Genomic DNA, 12,382 nt, shown 5'->3' with positions numbered 1-12,382 from the left:
CAGCTTGCGACCCACATCCGTAATGTAAACCCGGTTTAGCGCGGGCCCCGGGTGGATACCGTGCATGAGGTGACCACTACCGATGCTCTGCGCACAACGTTGGACGGCCGCTGGCGCGAGGTGAAAGACAAGGTTCGGGCCACCCTGTGCGATGAAAAGTTCCGTCCGCACTACACACCGAACACGGCGATCGCCAGGGCCAAGGTGTCCGAACAGCTCAAGATCATGGCGGGCTCCGGCGTGGCTGCGGATAGCTTCCGCAAGGAACACGGCGGTACCGGCGACGTCGGTGCCGCAGTCACCATGATCGAGATGCTGGCGATGTCGGACCTGTCGCTGATGGTCAAGGCCGGAGTCCAATGGGGCCTGTTCGGAGGGGCGGTGGAGAACCTGGGGACCGAACGCCACCACCGTGCCTATGTCGAGCAGATCATCGACCTCGACCTGCTCGGGTGCTTTGCCATGACCGAGACCGGTCACGGCAGCGACGTGCAGTCGCTGGAGACCATCGCCACTTATGATCCGGTGACCCAAGAATTCGTGATCGACTCCGCCACCGGCTCAGCACGTAAGGACTACATCGGCGGTGCGGCCGAAACCGCCGCTATCGCCGCGGTTTTCGCCCAGCTGATCACCGGCGAAACCAGTCATGGGGTGCACTGCTTCCTGGTACCTATTCGCGATGCGCAGGGCAACGATCTGCCCGGTGTCACCACCTCGGACTGTCACTACAAGGGCGGCCTGCCCGGCGTGGACAACGGACGCATCGTGTTCGACAACGTCCGGGTGCCCCGAGAGAACCTGCTCAACCGCTACGCGGACGTCGAACCCGACGGCAGCTACCAGTCATCCATCGAAAGCGACGGCCGGCGGTTCTTCACCATGATCGGCACCCTGATCCGCGGGCGCGTCTCGGTGGGCGGCAGCGCCGGCGCGGCCGCGCGGGTGGCACTGGACATCGCAACGCGTTACGCGCTGCAGCGCAGGCAGTTCAGCGCACCAGGCGATGACGGGACCGAGGGCGAAGTTCTGATCATGGACTATCTGGTCCACCAGCGTCGCTTGTTACCGCTGATCGCGCGTTCCTACGCGCTGCAGTTCGCGCAGAACGAGCTGGTGAGCCGCTGCCATGATCTGCAGACCGCAGACGACCCCGACGCCGAGGAACAGCGTGAGTTGGAGGCGCGGGCGGCTGGTTTGAAGGCTGCCAACACCTGGCACGCCTCGCGCGCCATTCAGGAGGCACGAGAGGCCTGCGGCGGAGCCGGATACATGGCCGAGAACCGGCTGATCGCCCTGCGTGCCGACATCGACGTGTTCACCACCTTCGAGGGCGACAATCATGTGCTGACGCAACTGGTGGCCAAGCAGCTGCTGACCGCCTACGCCGATGACATCGCCGACATGAGTCCGGTGGGGTGGGTGCGGTTCGCGGCCGAGACGGTGGGAGATCGCGTTCTGAAACGCACTGCCGCGGAAACGATCATTCAGACCATCGTGGACGCAAGGCAGGACAGCGAGGAAGAGGGCAGCCTGTTCAACCGCGGGACCCAGGTGCACATGTTCGAAGACCGCGAGGAGTATCTGCTCACCTCGGTGGCCCGCAGGCTGCGAGCCAAGTCCGAGGAGATGAGCGATTTCGATGCCTTCAACGCGGTTCAGGACCATGTGCTGCACGCGGCCACCGCACACATCGACCGCGTGGTTTTGGAGGCATTCGTCGCCGGAATCGACTCCTGCCCCGATGACGATGCCCGCGAACTGCTGGAGCTGGTGTGCGACCTCTATGCACTCAGCGTCATCGAGGACGACAAGGCCTGGTTCATCGAACACCGATACCTGTCGACCGACCGGGCCAAGGCCGTCACCCGCGGTATCAACGACCGGTGCCGCAAGCTGCGCCCGCACGCCCAGACCCTGATCGACGGATTCGGCATTCCCGAGCAGTTGCGGTACGCCGAAATGCTGCATCCAGAACACTTGTCCGTACCGCCCGCCGCCGTGCCCCGCGGGCAGCCATCTCTATAGGCTGGTCTGGACCCAGACTCGACAAAGGAGTACCTGAACATGCCGTGGTTCCTCGCCCTCAACGCCACACCCGCAAAAGGTGTGCAAGCGCCGACCTATGAGCTGCACGAAACCGCGGACATCGAGCGGATCATCGAGGAGATGGCCACCTTCGCGGCCAGCGACCGCGCCGTGGCCGTTCCCGCCGTCTTCAACAGCGGGCGCCAGCACGTCAACGTGTATGTGCGGCCGGCGGCCTGGGGTGCGTGGGCGATCTACGAGCTGAGCGAGGAAGAGCGCCGCGAGATGATGGCCAACAACCCGCTCGTCAACGCGCTGGCCCAGGCCCGGGCCGCCAAGCAGCAGGGGCCGCAGGGGCAGCAGGCTCCGTCGATGTTCGCACCGCAGCAGCCGCCTTCGCAGACGGGGCCGTCAGTGATTCCCCGGCTTGACTGACGCCGGTCTCAAACGTGGCTCCCCCGGGTGGACTCGAACCACCAACCCTCCGGTTAACAGCCGAATGCTCTGCCAATTGAGCTACAGGGGATTGCTGTCCTCGCGGACTTGCAAGACTCTAGCGCATACCGAATTCAGCGTCGCGCAACGGGGGTCGCACCCGGGTGTCTCGTCGCCGAGTGAGGCAGGATGGAAGCACTGCATCGACTGTTTTAAGGGGTCGCATTGATCGGGTACGTCGTGGTGATGGGGGTCGGCTACGTGATGGGCACCAAGGCCGGCCGCCGTCGCTACGAGCAGATTGTGGGCACCTATCACGCGATGACGAGCAGCCCGGTCGCTCAAGCATTGATCGACAAGGGCCGGCGCAGCATCGCCAATCGGATCCATCCCGATCCGACCATGGTGACGCTGACCGAACTCGAAGACGGCATCACGGTGGTTCGACCGGAAGACCCGGACGACACACCGCAGCGGTGAGGGCGGTCAGGCGGTCCCTTGACGCCTGACCCGCCGCGCCCGACCTCCGGCCGCGCTTGCGGTCAGGCGGTCCCTTGACGCCTGACCCGCCGCGCCCGACCTCCGGCCGCGCTTGCGGTCAGGCGGTCAGATCATCGCCGCTGGCCTGCTCCAGCAGGCTGCGCCGGTAGGCCTCCATCGCCACCAGGTCACCGAAGAGCGCGTGGTACTCGTCGCTGTGCTCCACCGGCGACATCCGCTGCAGCTTGGACTTGACCTCGGCGATCTGGCGGCCCACCCACACCTCCTGTAGCCGGGCCAGCACCCCGCCGATGTAACGGGGCAGTTTGTCATCGTCGACGCGGATGGCCTCCACGCTCAGTTCGTGGATCAGGGCGGTCGTCAGCGTCGAGGAGGTCTGCTCGCGGACCATTTCGACCCACTGAGCGCCGCCGGCTCCCGCTACCCCGGCAGTTCCCCCGGCAGCATCGATCGCGGCACGCAGGGCGGCATAACCGGGGTGGGTGAAACTCTCCACCGTGAGCGTGTCGAAAACCGGCCCGGCCAACGCCGGAAACTGCAGAGCAGCCTTGAGCGCTTCACGCTGCGGCCACAACGTGGGATCAGCCGGATTGGGGCGAGCGACCGCCGGCGCTTCGGCGGGCTCGGGTGTGGGCCGCGACGCCGGACGCTCCCTGAGCTGGCCTGCCCCCTTCGCCTCATTCTTGGCCTGCGCACGCACTCGGCCGATGACCTGCGCGACGTCATCCCAGCCCACCCAACCCGCCAGCTGCCGCGCGTACTCGTCACGCAGCGTCGGATCCTTGATCGCCGCGACCATCGGCACGCAGCGGCGCAGCGCGGCCACCCGGCCTTCGGCCGTCTCCAGGTCCATCTCGGTCAGAGCGGTGCGCACCGCGAACTCGAACAGCGGCGTACGACGCGCGACCAGATCGCGCAACGCCTCGTCGCCGTGGGCCAAGCGCAGATCGCAGGGATCCATACCGTCGGCGGCAACAGCCACAAAAGACTGCCCGGCCAGCTGCTGTTCACCCTCAAGCGCCTTGACCGCTGCGGCGCGCCCCGCCGCATCCCCGTCGAAGACGTAGATCAGCTCGCCCCGAAAGAACTTGTCGTCCATCATCAGCCGGCGCAGCATGCCCAAGTGCTCGTCACCGAACGCTGTCCCGCAGGACGCGACCGCCGTCGTCACACCGGCCAGGTGCATCGCCATGACATCGGTGTAGCCCTCGACCACTATCGCCTGATGCCCCCGGGCGATGTCGCGCTTGGCCAGGTCGAGGCCGAACAGGACGTTGGACTTCTTGTAGAGCGTGGTCTCGGGGGTGTTGACGTACTTGGCCTCCATCGGGTCATCGTCGAACAGCCGACGAGCGCCGAACCCGATCACCTCCCCCGCAGACGATCGGATGGGCCACAACAGCCGGCGATGGAACCGGTCCATCGGGCCACGTCGTCCCTCCCGGGACAGGCCGGCCGCCTCCAACTCCTTGAACTCGAAGCCCTTACGCAGCAGGTGCTTGGTCAGGCCGTCCCACCCCGAGGGGGCGAAACCGCAGCCGAACCGCTCGGCAGCCGCCGCATCGAAGTTGCGCTCGGTCAGATACTTTCGCGCCGGCGCGGCCTCGGGGGTACTCAGGGCAGCGGCATAGAACTCGGCGGCGGCCGCATTGGCGGCAACCAGCCTGCTACGGCCGCCACGCTCACGCTGAATGTTGGTGGCCGATGCCCCGGTATAGGTGATGGTGTGCCCGACCCGGTCGGCCAGCATCTCCACCGCCTCGACAAAGCTGGCGTGCTCGATCTTCTGCACGAACGCGTAGACGTCACCACCCTCCCCACAACCGAAACAGTGGAACAGGCCGTGGTTGGGCCGGACGTGAAATGACGGAGACTTCTCATTGTGAAACGGACATAGGCCCTTCAATGAGTCGGCCCCGGCGCGTCTGAGCTGCACGTAGTCGCCGACAACGTCCTCGATCCGGACCCGCTCGCGGATGGCGGCGATGTCGCGATCAGAGATACGGCCTGGCACCGGGTCAGTCTAGAGTGCGCCCTTACGCGCCGCGGCGATCGCGAGCGCGGCGGAGCCGGGCGAAGCGGGTCGCCGCCATCCAACGAGGGCCCCGAAGCGGGTTGCACCCCATGCTTTAATGACGGGTCAACTGCGGCGTCAGGGGCGTGAATGAACTCGAAGCGGGTCTGGTTTGTGAGTCTTGCCGCCGTCGCCGTGCTCGCCGCGGGTGCGGTGGCCACCTGGGTGGTGCTGCCCGACCGATCCCAAGGCGCGACCGCCGTCACCGGAACTGCTGTCAATGAGGTGCTGCTCGATGGCACCGAGCTGACCGCCATGCTCGATCAGCCCTTCACCACGGTTACTGGACCGCCGTCCTACGGCGGCGTAGAAGCGATGGACGACTCGGCGACTCCCGGCGACTGTGTCGGAGTCTTGGATGTGGCGCAGCGCAGCGTGTACGCCGGGGCACCCGTCCAGAGCTACGCACGAGAGACGTGGATCGATTCCGAGCCCAAACGCGGCGACTTCACCCCACTGGACACCCGGGTGATGTTCGTCAAAGAGGCGGTCGTGGCCCTGCCCAGCGCCGCGGAGGCACAACAGCTCTTTGCCAAGTTCGCCGAGCAGTGGAAGCGCTGCGACGGGCATCCGGTCAATGCCACCAACCCCGATGCCGACGGTTCGCCGCACCTGCCCGGAACCGAAATGCACATCACCGACGTACGGATCACCGACGACGTCCTGGCGGCATCGATCGTGCTGGACAAGAGCCCCAAAGCGCCCGACACCCGGGCCATCGGCGTACAGGACAACTGCATCGTCGGAGTCCTGATCGCCTTCACCGGAACCGAGAACGCCAGTGGCTCCGGGGATCCCCAGACCAGCAGCACCGATGTGGTGCGGGCGATGATGGACAAGGTCGCGCTGAGCGCACTCAACCCGCGATGAGGCGTTCCAGCCGCCCTTCGGTGCAGGACGCTATCTGATCGATGATCACCCGCAGCCGAGCGCCGTCATCGGCTGCCGCGTTGAAAGCCGGGGCGAAGATCGGGTCCAGGCTCTCCGGCGCCGTCGCGAGCAACCGGTGCGCGACCTCGTGCACCTGTTCGCGCTGCGCCGCCTGAATCCTCCGATGTTGGTCAGACGAGATGATGAACTGCACCGCAAGGGTTTTCAGTACCGCCACTTCAGCCCGAACCAGTTCGGGAACTTCGAGATCCGCCTGATAGCGGGTCAACGGCCCCGGACCCGCCGCGGCATGGGTCGCGGTGATCGCCGCGGAGGCGAAGCGTCCGACGAGTTCGCTGGTCAATCGTTTGAGGGCCACCAACGCAGACACGGTCCCCGGGAAGGCGCCGTGGGCTCCCACCGCTGCCACCACTGGCAATTCGGTCAGGCGACGCGCAGCACCAGCCAGATCATGCACTCCCTTGGGATCGCCCAACCGCGTCAACTCGGCCACCGTCGGGGCGTCAGCAAGCACCCGCAGGTCGATCCGGCCGGAGATGACCCCGTCTTCGACGTCGTGCACGGAGTAGGCGACGTCGTCGGCCCAGTCCATGATCTGCGACTCCAGGCAGACCCGTCCTTCGGGCGCCCCGAGGCGCATCCATTCGGCGGCGGCCAGGTCATCGTCGTAGAAGCCGAATTTGGTCCGGATCGAACCGTCGGCCGCGTTTCGGCGCCACGGATACTTGGTGACGGCGTCCAACGCCGCGCGGCTCAGGTTCAACCCCGCGCTGGCGTCATCGGGCCCCAGCACCTTCGGCTCCAAACTGGTCAAGATCCGGAAGTTCTGGGCGTTTCCCTCGAATCCCCCATAATTCCAAGCAATTTCGTTGAGCGCTTGCTCTCCGTTGTGGCCATAAGGCGGATGGCCGATGTCATGGGCCAGTCCGGCCAAGTCCACCAGGTCAGGATCACAGCCCAATCCAATCGCCATCCCCCGCCCTATCTGCGCCACCTCCAACGAGTGGGTCAGCCGGGTGCGCGGGGTGTCGCCGTCGCGAGGACCGACGACTTGTGTCTTGTCGGCCAGCCGCCGCAGCGCAGCGCTGTGCAGCACCCTGGCCCGATCACGGGCAAAATCGGTGCGGTACTGGCCGCCGGTTCCGGGCAGGCCGGCGGTTTTGGGCGACTCCGCCACGATGCGCTCGCAGTCGTGCGCGTCGTAGCTGTCGCGGGAGTTGGTGGCCACCGCCGCGAGTCTATTTTGAACTGATCTGACCCGACGACACGGCGGGCCGAAGTTCGATCCGCGGCTGCTGCGAACGCGGGTCGACCGGTCGCAGAATTGCCGTCGATCGGCGCCCGATCGCATATAGATTTACCGTCATGCGCATCACCCGCCTGGCCGGCGCCGCCGTGGCGTTTCTCATCGCACTGCTCCTGGTAGCGCCACTCGCCGCGGCACAACCTCCGATGCATCTGCCGACCTCGATCACCGACAGTGCCGGAGCGTTGTCGCAATCTGAGCGGGCCGGGGTGCAGGACGCCATCGACAAGCTGTACGCCGATCAGCACATTCGACTGTGGGTGGTCTATGTCGATGTGTTCTCTGGGCAGACCGCCGAAGATTGGGGCCGCAGCACCGCACGACTCAGCGACCTCGGCAGCAACGACGCCGTGCTGGCCGTGGCCACCGCTGACCGCAGCTACTCCTTCCTGGTTTCCAGCAGCATCTCTGAGATCAGCAGCAGCGAAGTCGACGCGCTGCGACGCAACCAGATCGAGCCGGCCCTGCACCGCGGCGACTGGGCCGCGGCGGCCACGGCAGCCGCCACCGGACTCAACGCCGCGGCCGCTCCCACCGAAGTGAGCTGGACACCGATCCTGATCGCTCTGGCCGCCGTGGCCGCAGCCGGTCTGGCGCTCGTGCTGGTGGTCCGTCAGTTGCGACGCAGGCGCCATGCGGCCGCACTGGCGGCAGCCCGGCGGGTGGACCCCACCGATCCCAACGCGCTGTCGGACATCCCGGTGTTCGCGCTGGATGCCCTGTCACGCGAGAAGGTCGTCGAAGTCGACAATGCGGTGCGCACCAGCGCCAACGAGCTGGAGCTGGCCGTCGACGAATTCGGCGACGAACGCACCCGCTCCTTCGCCCGCGCCGTTGCCTCCGCCAAAGCCGCCATGGAGCATGCCTTCACGGTCCGCCAACAGCTCGACGATGACATCCCCGAGACGCCAGCGCAGCAGCGCGACCTGCTGACCGGAGTGATCGTGACGGCCTCGAAGGCCGACCGCGAGTTGGAGACCCAGCGGGCGTCTTTCGAGCAGTTGCGCGACCTCGTGCTCAATGCCGGAGACCGTCTCGATGCGCTGACCCAGCAACTCGTTGAGCTGACCGGACGCATCCCAGCCTCCGAGAAGCACCTGGTCGACCTGCACAGCGAATTCGACGTCGCCGCGCTCAGCTCGGTGACGGGCAACGTCAAGACCGCACAGGACCGGGCGTCGTTCGCCGAACGAAACATCACCCGGGCACGTAGCCTGGCCGACCGCCCGGTGACCGGCGGCCAGAGCGATCTGGTGGACGCGGTGCGGGCCGCCGAGTCGGCACTGGGTCAGGGCCGAGCCCTGCTCGACGCGGTCGACAACGCCGCCAGCGATATCCGTCACGCGGTGGCCTCGCTGCCGGAGACCATCGCCGACGCCGAGGCCGGCATCATGGCGGCAGCCACACAGCTGATGCGAGGGGTGGGCAGCCACGCGTCGGAACTGACCACCGCCCGCGACGCCGTAGCCGAGGCCCTCGCCACGGCCCGAAGCTCCGGTGACCCGCTGGGGGCGTTCACCGCCCTGATCAAGGCCGACGCCGGCCTGGATCAGCTGCTCGACACCGTGGCCGAGGAGCGCGCCGCCGCCGAACGTCTGGCTCGCACCCTGGAACAGGCGCTGTTCACCGCGTCATCGCGGATTCGCGCCGTCTCGGAATACATCGACACCCGTCGCGGCAGTGTCGGCCCGGAAGCGCGTACCCGGTTGGCCGAAGCACGGCGACGTCTCGACGCCGCCAACGACAAACGCACCACCGATGTCGCCGGTGCGCTCACGCAGGCCAACTCCGCGGCCACCCTGGCGGCCGCGGCGCAGTCGCTGGCCAAAGCGGATGTACAGGACGCGCAGCGGGAGTACTACGGGCGCTACGGAGGCGGCCCCGGCGGCAACGACACCGGGGCCATGTTGGGCGGCATCATCATCGGCAACATCCTCAGTGGGGGCGGCGGCGGTTTTGGGGGCGGCGGGGGCAGCGGGGGCGGTTGGAGTCCGACCTCGTTCGGCGGCTCATCCTCGGGCGGAGGTTTCTTCGGCGGCGGCGGCCGGTTCTAGCCGTAGGCGAATCCATGCTGGGACTGATCAACATCGCCTTGATGGCGGCACTGGCGGCCTGCGGCTACGCGCTGTGGGTCCGCCGCCATGCTTGGGGGTCGCGCTGGGACACCAACCCGTCACGCATCCTGATACTCATCGGCGCCGCGGGACTGCTTGTGTCGCCGGTGGGACCGACCTATCTCGACCCGCTTGTCCACCGCGTTTGCGGGCTGTGGAACGTCGCCGGCCTGCTCGCTGTGCTGTGCATGTTCTCGGCGTCGATGGTGATGTCCGCGCACTTGGTAACGCGGCTGAATGACGACGAACAGGCCAGGTCACTGTGGCGTCGCCATGTCACGAGGCCGCTGCAGATCGGCCTGCCGCTGGTGGTCATGGTGTTCTGCATCGCGGATCGGGGACAACCCGAGCACCTGGACGTCTTCGCCCCCCGCGGCCCCGGGTTTGGGGTGTATTGGACGCTGGTCGCCGCCCTGACCCTGTATCTGTTCCGGTTCACCAGCCGGGTACTGCTGACGCTGCGCAGCGATCCGCGCTCGAAAACGTCCGCCGAGTACTACCTGGTGTGGGTCGGCTTCAAAGCCGCGGCAATTCTCGCGCAGTTGACCAGCGTGCTGCTCGACAGTGCGGTCACACTGCCCACCTGGATCTGCGCGGGGGTCAGCACCTCCGCCTTCACCTACGCATCCGTGCTGTCCTGGCGCGCTCGAACCGACTGGTTCAAGCCCGTCAGACAGATAACCCCCGAAGTCGCCGACGAGGAAATCGCCGGCGACTGACGGCGATCAGCAACCCTTGAGGCGCACGGCAAGATAGTCCGAGACCGCGTCGATGGCGACCCGTTCCTGAGACATCGAGTCGCGCTCGCGCACGGTGACGGCGTGATCTTCGAGCGAGTCGAAGTCCACCGTGATGCAGAACGGTGTGCCGATCTCGTCCTGGCGCCGATACCGCCGCCCGACCGCTCCGGCGTCGTCGAATTCCACGTTCCAGGACTTGCGCAGCTCCGCGGCCAGATCCCGGGCCTTCGGCGACAGGTCTGCGTTGCGGCTCAGCGGCAACACCGCGGCCTTGACCGGTGCCAGCCGCGGATCCAGCCGCAGCACGGTGCGCTTGTCCACCCCGCCCTTGGCATTGGGGGCCTCGTCCTCGTGGTACGAGTCGACCAGGAAGGCCATCAGTGAGCGGGTCAGGCCGGCCGCCGGTTCGATCACGTAGGGCACGTAGCGGGTGTCGGAGGCCTGGTCATAGAACGACAGGTCCACGCCGGAATGCTCCGAGTGGGTGGTCAGGTCGAAGTTGGTGCGATTGGCGATTCCTTCCAGCTCACCCCACGGGTTGCCGGTGAAACCGAATTTGTACTCGATGTCGGTGGTGCCGGCGGAGTAGTGCGACAGCTTCTCGAGCGGGTGCTCGTAGAGACGCAGGTTCTCGCCCTTGATGCCCAGGTCGATGTACCACTGCAGGCGTGCGTCGATCCAGTACTGGTGCCACTCCTTGGCCGTGGACGGCTCGACGAAGAATTCCATCTCCATCTGCTCGAACTCACGAGTCCGGAAGATGAAGTTGCCGGGGGTGATCTCGTTGCGGAAGCTCTTGCCGATCTGGCCGATTCCGAACGGTGGCTTGCGTCGCGCGGTGGTCACCACATTGGCGAAGTTGACGAAGATGCCCTGCGCGGTCTCAGGCCGCAGGTAGTGCAGCCCCTCTTCGGACTCGATCGGCCCGAGGTAGGTCTTGAGCATCATGTTGAAGTCACGGGGCTCGGTCCACTCACCCTTGGTCCCGCAGTCCGGGCAGGAGATATCGCTCATGGGCACGGAGTCTGGATCCACGGCGGTGCCGCCGCTGCTCTTCTTCAGCGCCACCGCTTCCTGCATGTGGTCCTGCCGATGGCGCTTGTGGCAGTTGAGGCATTCCACCAGGGGGTCGTTGAACACTGCGACGTGACCGGAGGCCACCCACACCTGACGCGGCAGAATGATCGCGCTGTCCAGTCCGACGACGTCGTCGCGGGAGGTCACGACCGAACGCCACCACTGCCGCTTGATGTTCTCCTTGAGCTCCACCCCGAGTGGACCGTAATCCCACGCCGACTTTGTGCCGCCGTAGATTTCGCCCGACTGGAAGACCAGGCCACGTCGCTTGGCCAGATTGGCAACGGTGTCGATGATGGACGCCACGAGGGGGTGTTCTCCTGTCTTGACGGGACCGCGCCGGCTACGCCGGCACGCAAAACATCAGTCATCGTATCGACACCGCCAGCGTTCTTTGACATGCATCATCACGCATGGAACAGTGGGCGTCAGCTGAAAACGGTTTCCAACGTGTGCGGAGGTGGTGGCATGGCCCCCTCAGCCTCAGGTCTAGTGGATGGTCACCAACACAGTGGTCCCGCGTTTCCCGCGCCCCCGCCGAGGGAGATCCTCGACGCCGCCGGGGAATTGCTGCGTGCGCTCGCTGCCCCAGTGCGCATCGCAATCGTGCTGCAGCTGCAGGAATCGCAGCGCTGCGTCCACGAGCTGGTCGACGCTCTAGGCGTGCCACAACCGCTGGTCAGTCAGCACCTGAAGATCCTCAAAGCAGCCGGGGTGGTCGCCGGCGAACGCTCCGGCAGGGAAGTTCTCTATCGGTTGGCCGACCATCACCTGGCCCATATCGCCATCGATGCAGTGGCGCACGCCGGTGAAGAGCGTTGAGCGCCCCCGGCGTGCGTTCCACCCGGCAACGGGCGGCGATCGCTGCCCTGTTGGACACCGTCGACGACTTCCGGTCGGCACAGGAACTGCATGACGTCCTGCGTGAGCGCGGCGAGAACATCGGTCTGACCACCGTCTACCGCACGCTTCAGGCGATGGCCACCGCCGGACAGGTCGATACGCTGCGCGCCGACACCGGCGAGGCCGTGTACCGGCGTTGTTCGGATCATCATCACCATCACCTGGTGTGTAGAGGTTGCGGAGCCACGGTAGAGGTGGGCGACCGCGAAGTCGAGGAGTGGGCGGCGCGCATCGCCAAGGAGTACGACTACTCCGACGTGGGCCACACCATCGAAATCTTCGGCACCTGCGCCGACTGCCGAAAGTAGGTCTG

General features: G+C 66.3%; 11 protein-coding genes and 1 tRNA gene. 8 read left to right on the top strand and 4 right to left on the bottom strand.

Features of this window, described 5'->3' with window-relative positions:
• The first annotated feature begins 69 nt into the window (after positions 1-69).
• Positions 70-2,028, top strand: a complete 1,959-nt coding sequence (locus tag G6N09_RS15780) for an acyl-CoA dehydrogenase family protein (RefSeq protein WP_407662619.1) — start codon at positions 70-72, stop codon at positions 2,026-2,028.
• Between the two features lie 39 nt (positions 2,029-2,067).
• Positions 2,068-2,463 carry a hypothetical protein gene (locus tag G6N09_RS15775; RefSeq protein WP_083022380.1) on the top strand — a complete coding sequence of 132 codons (396 nt, stop codon included), beginning with the start codon at positions 2,068-2,070 and terminating at the stop codon, positions 2,461-2,463.
• A gap of 15 nt (positions 2,464-2,478) precedes the next feature.
• Here G6N09_RS15775 and G6N09_RS15770 read toward each other — a convergent pair.
• Positions 2,479-2,554, bottom strand: a tRNA-Asn gene (locus G6N09_RS15770).
• 134 nt (positions 2,555-2,688) lie between these two features.
• Between G6N09_RS15770 and G6N09_RS15765 the strand changes: the two genes are divergently transcribed.
• Positions 2,689-2,943 (top strand): hypothetical protein, encoded by a 255-nt coding sequence (locus G6N09_RS15765; protein WP_083022379.1) that lies wholly within the window; start codon positions 2,689-2,691, stop codon positions 2,941-2,943.
• Between the two features lie 118 nt (positions 2,944-3,061).
• Here G6N09_RS15765 and dnaG read toward each other — a convergent pair whose 3' ends face one another.
• Positions 3,062-4,978, bottom strand: a complete 1,917-nt coding sequence (gene dnaG, locus G6N09_RS15760; RefSeq protein ID WP_083022378.1) for a DNA primase — start codon at positions 4,976-4,978, stop codon at positions 3,062-3,064.
• Positions 4,979-5,128: 150 nt separating this feature from the next.
• Between dnaG and G6N09_RS15755 the strand changes: the two genes are divergently transcribed.
• Positions 5,129-5,908 (top strand): sensor domain-containing protein, encoded by a 780-nt coding sequence (locus G6N09_RS15755; protein ID WP_109558755.1) that lies wholly within the window; start codon positions 5,129-5,131, stop codon positions 5,906-5,908.
• On the opposite strand, the gene G6N09_RS15750 is transcribed toward G6N09_RS15755, so the two are convergent.
• Complete coding sequence (locus G6N09_RS15750) at positions 5,895-7,157, bottom strand: deoxyguanosinetriphosphate triphosphohydrolase (RefSeq protein ID WP_234806862.1); 1,263 nt, start codon at positions 7,155-7,157, stop codon at positions 5,895-5,897. The genes G6N09_RS15755 and G6N09_RS15750 overlap by 14 nt on opposite strands.
• 137 nt (positions 7,158-7,294) lie before the next feature.
• On the opposite strand from G6N09_RS15750, the gene G6N09_RS15745 reads away from it, so the two are divergent.
• Both G6N09_RS15745 and G6N09_RS15740 read left to right on the top strand, forming a co-directional pair.
• Positions 7,295-9,289 carry a TPM domain-containing protein gene (locus tag G6N09_RS15745; RefSeq protein ID WP_163752828.1) on the top strand — a complete coding sequence of 665 codons (1,995 nt, stop codon included), beginning with the start codon at positions 7,295-7,297 and terminating at the stop codon, positions 9,287-9,289.
• Positions 9,290-9,303: 14 nt separating this feature from the next.
• A complete protein-coding gene (locus tag G6N09_RS15740; RefSeq protein WP_083022376.1) occupies positions 9,304-10,068 on the top strand; it encodes a hypothetical protein in 765 nt (254 codons plus the stop codon).
• A 6-nt stretch (positions 10,069-10,074) separates the two neighbouring features.
• On the opposite strand, the gene G6N09_RS15735 is transcribed toward G6N09_RS15740, so the two are convergent.
• Positions 10,075-11,472 carry a glycine--tRNA ligase gene (locus G6N09_RS15735; protein WP_083022375.1) on the bottom strand — a complete coding sequence of 466 codons (1,398 nt, stop codon included), beginning with the start codon at positions 11,470-11,472 and terminating at the stop codon, positions 10,075-10,077.
• A gap of 162 nt (positions 11,473-11,634) precedes the next feature.
• Here G6N09_RS15735 and G6N09_RS15730 point away from each other — a divergent pair, with 162 nt between their 5' ends.
• Positions 11,635-11,988 (top strand): ArsR/SmtB family transcription factor, encoded by a 354-nt coding sequence (locus tag G6N09_RS15730; RefSeq protein ID WP_083022496.1) that lies wholly within the window; start codon positions 11,635-11,637, stop codon positions 11,986-11,988.
• On the top strand, positions 11,985-12,377 hold the full coding sequence (locus G6N09_RS15725; protein WP_083022374.1) for a Fur family transcriptional regulator: 393 nt from the start codon (positions 11,985-11,987) through the stop codon (positions 12,375-12,377). The genes G6N09_RS15730 and G6N09_RS15725 overlap by 4 nt, the downstream gene beginning before the upstream one ends.
• The last annotated feature ends 5 nt before the right edge of the window (positions 12,378-12,382 follow it).

The organism is Mycolicibacter minnesotensis, from assembly GCF_010731755.1.
Lineage (GTDB): Bacteria > Actinomycetota > Actinomycetes > Mycobacteriales > Mycobacteriaceae > Mycobacterium > Mycobacterium minnesotense.
This window is presented reverse-complemented; position numbering and strand designations above follow the sequence as displayed.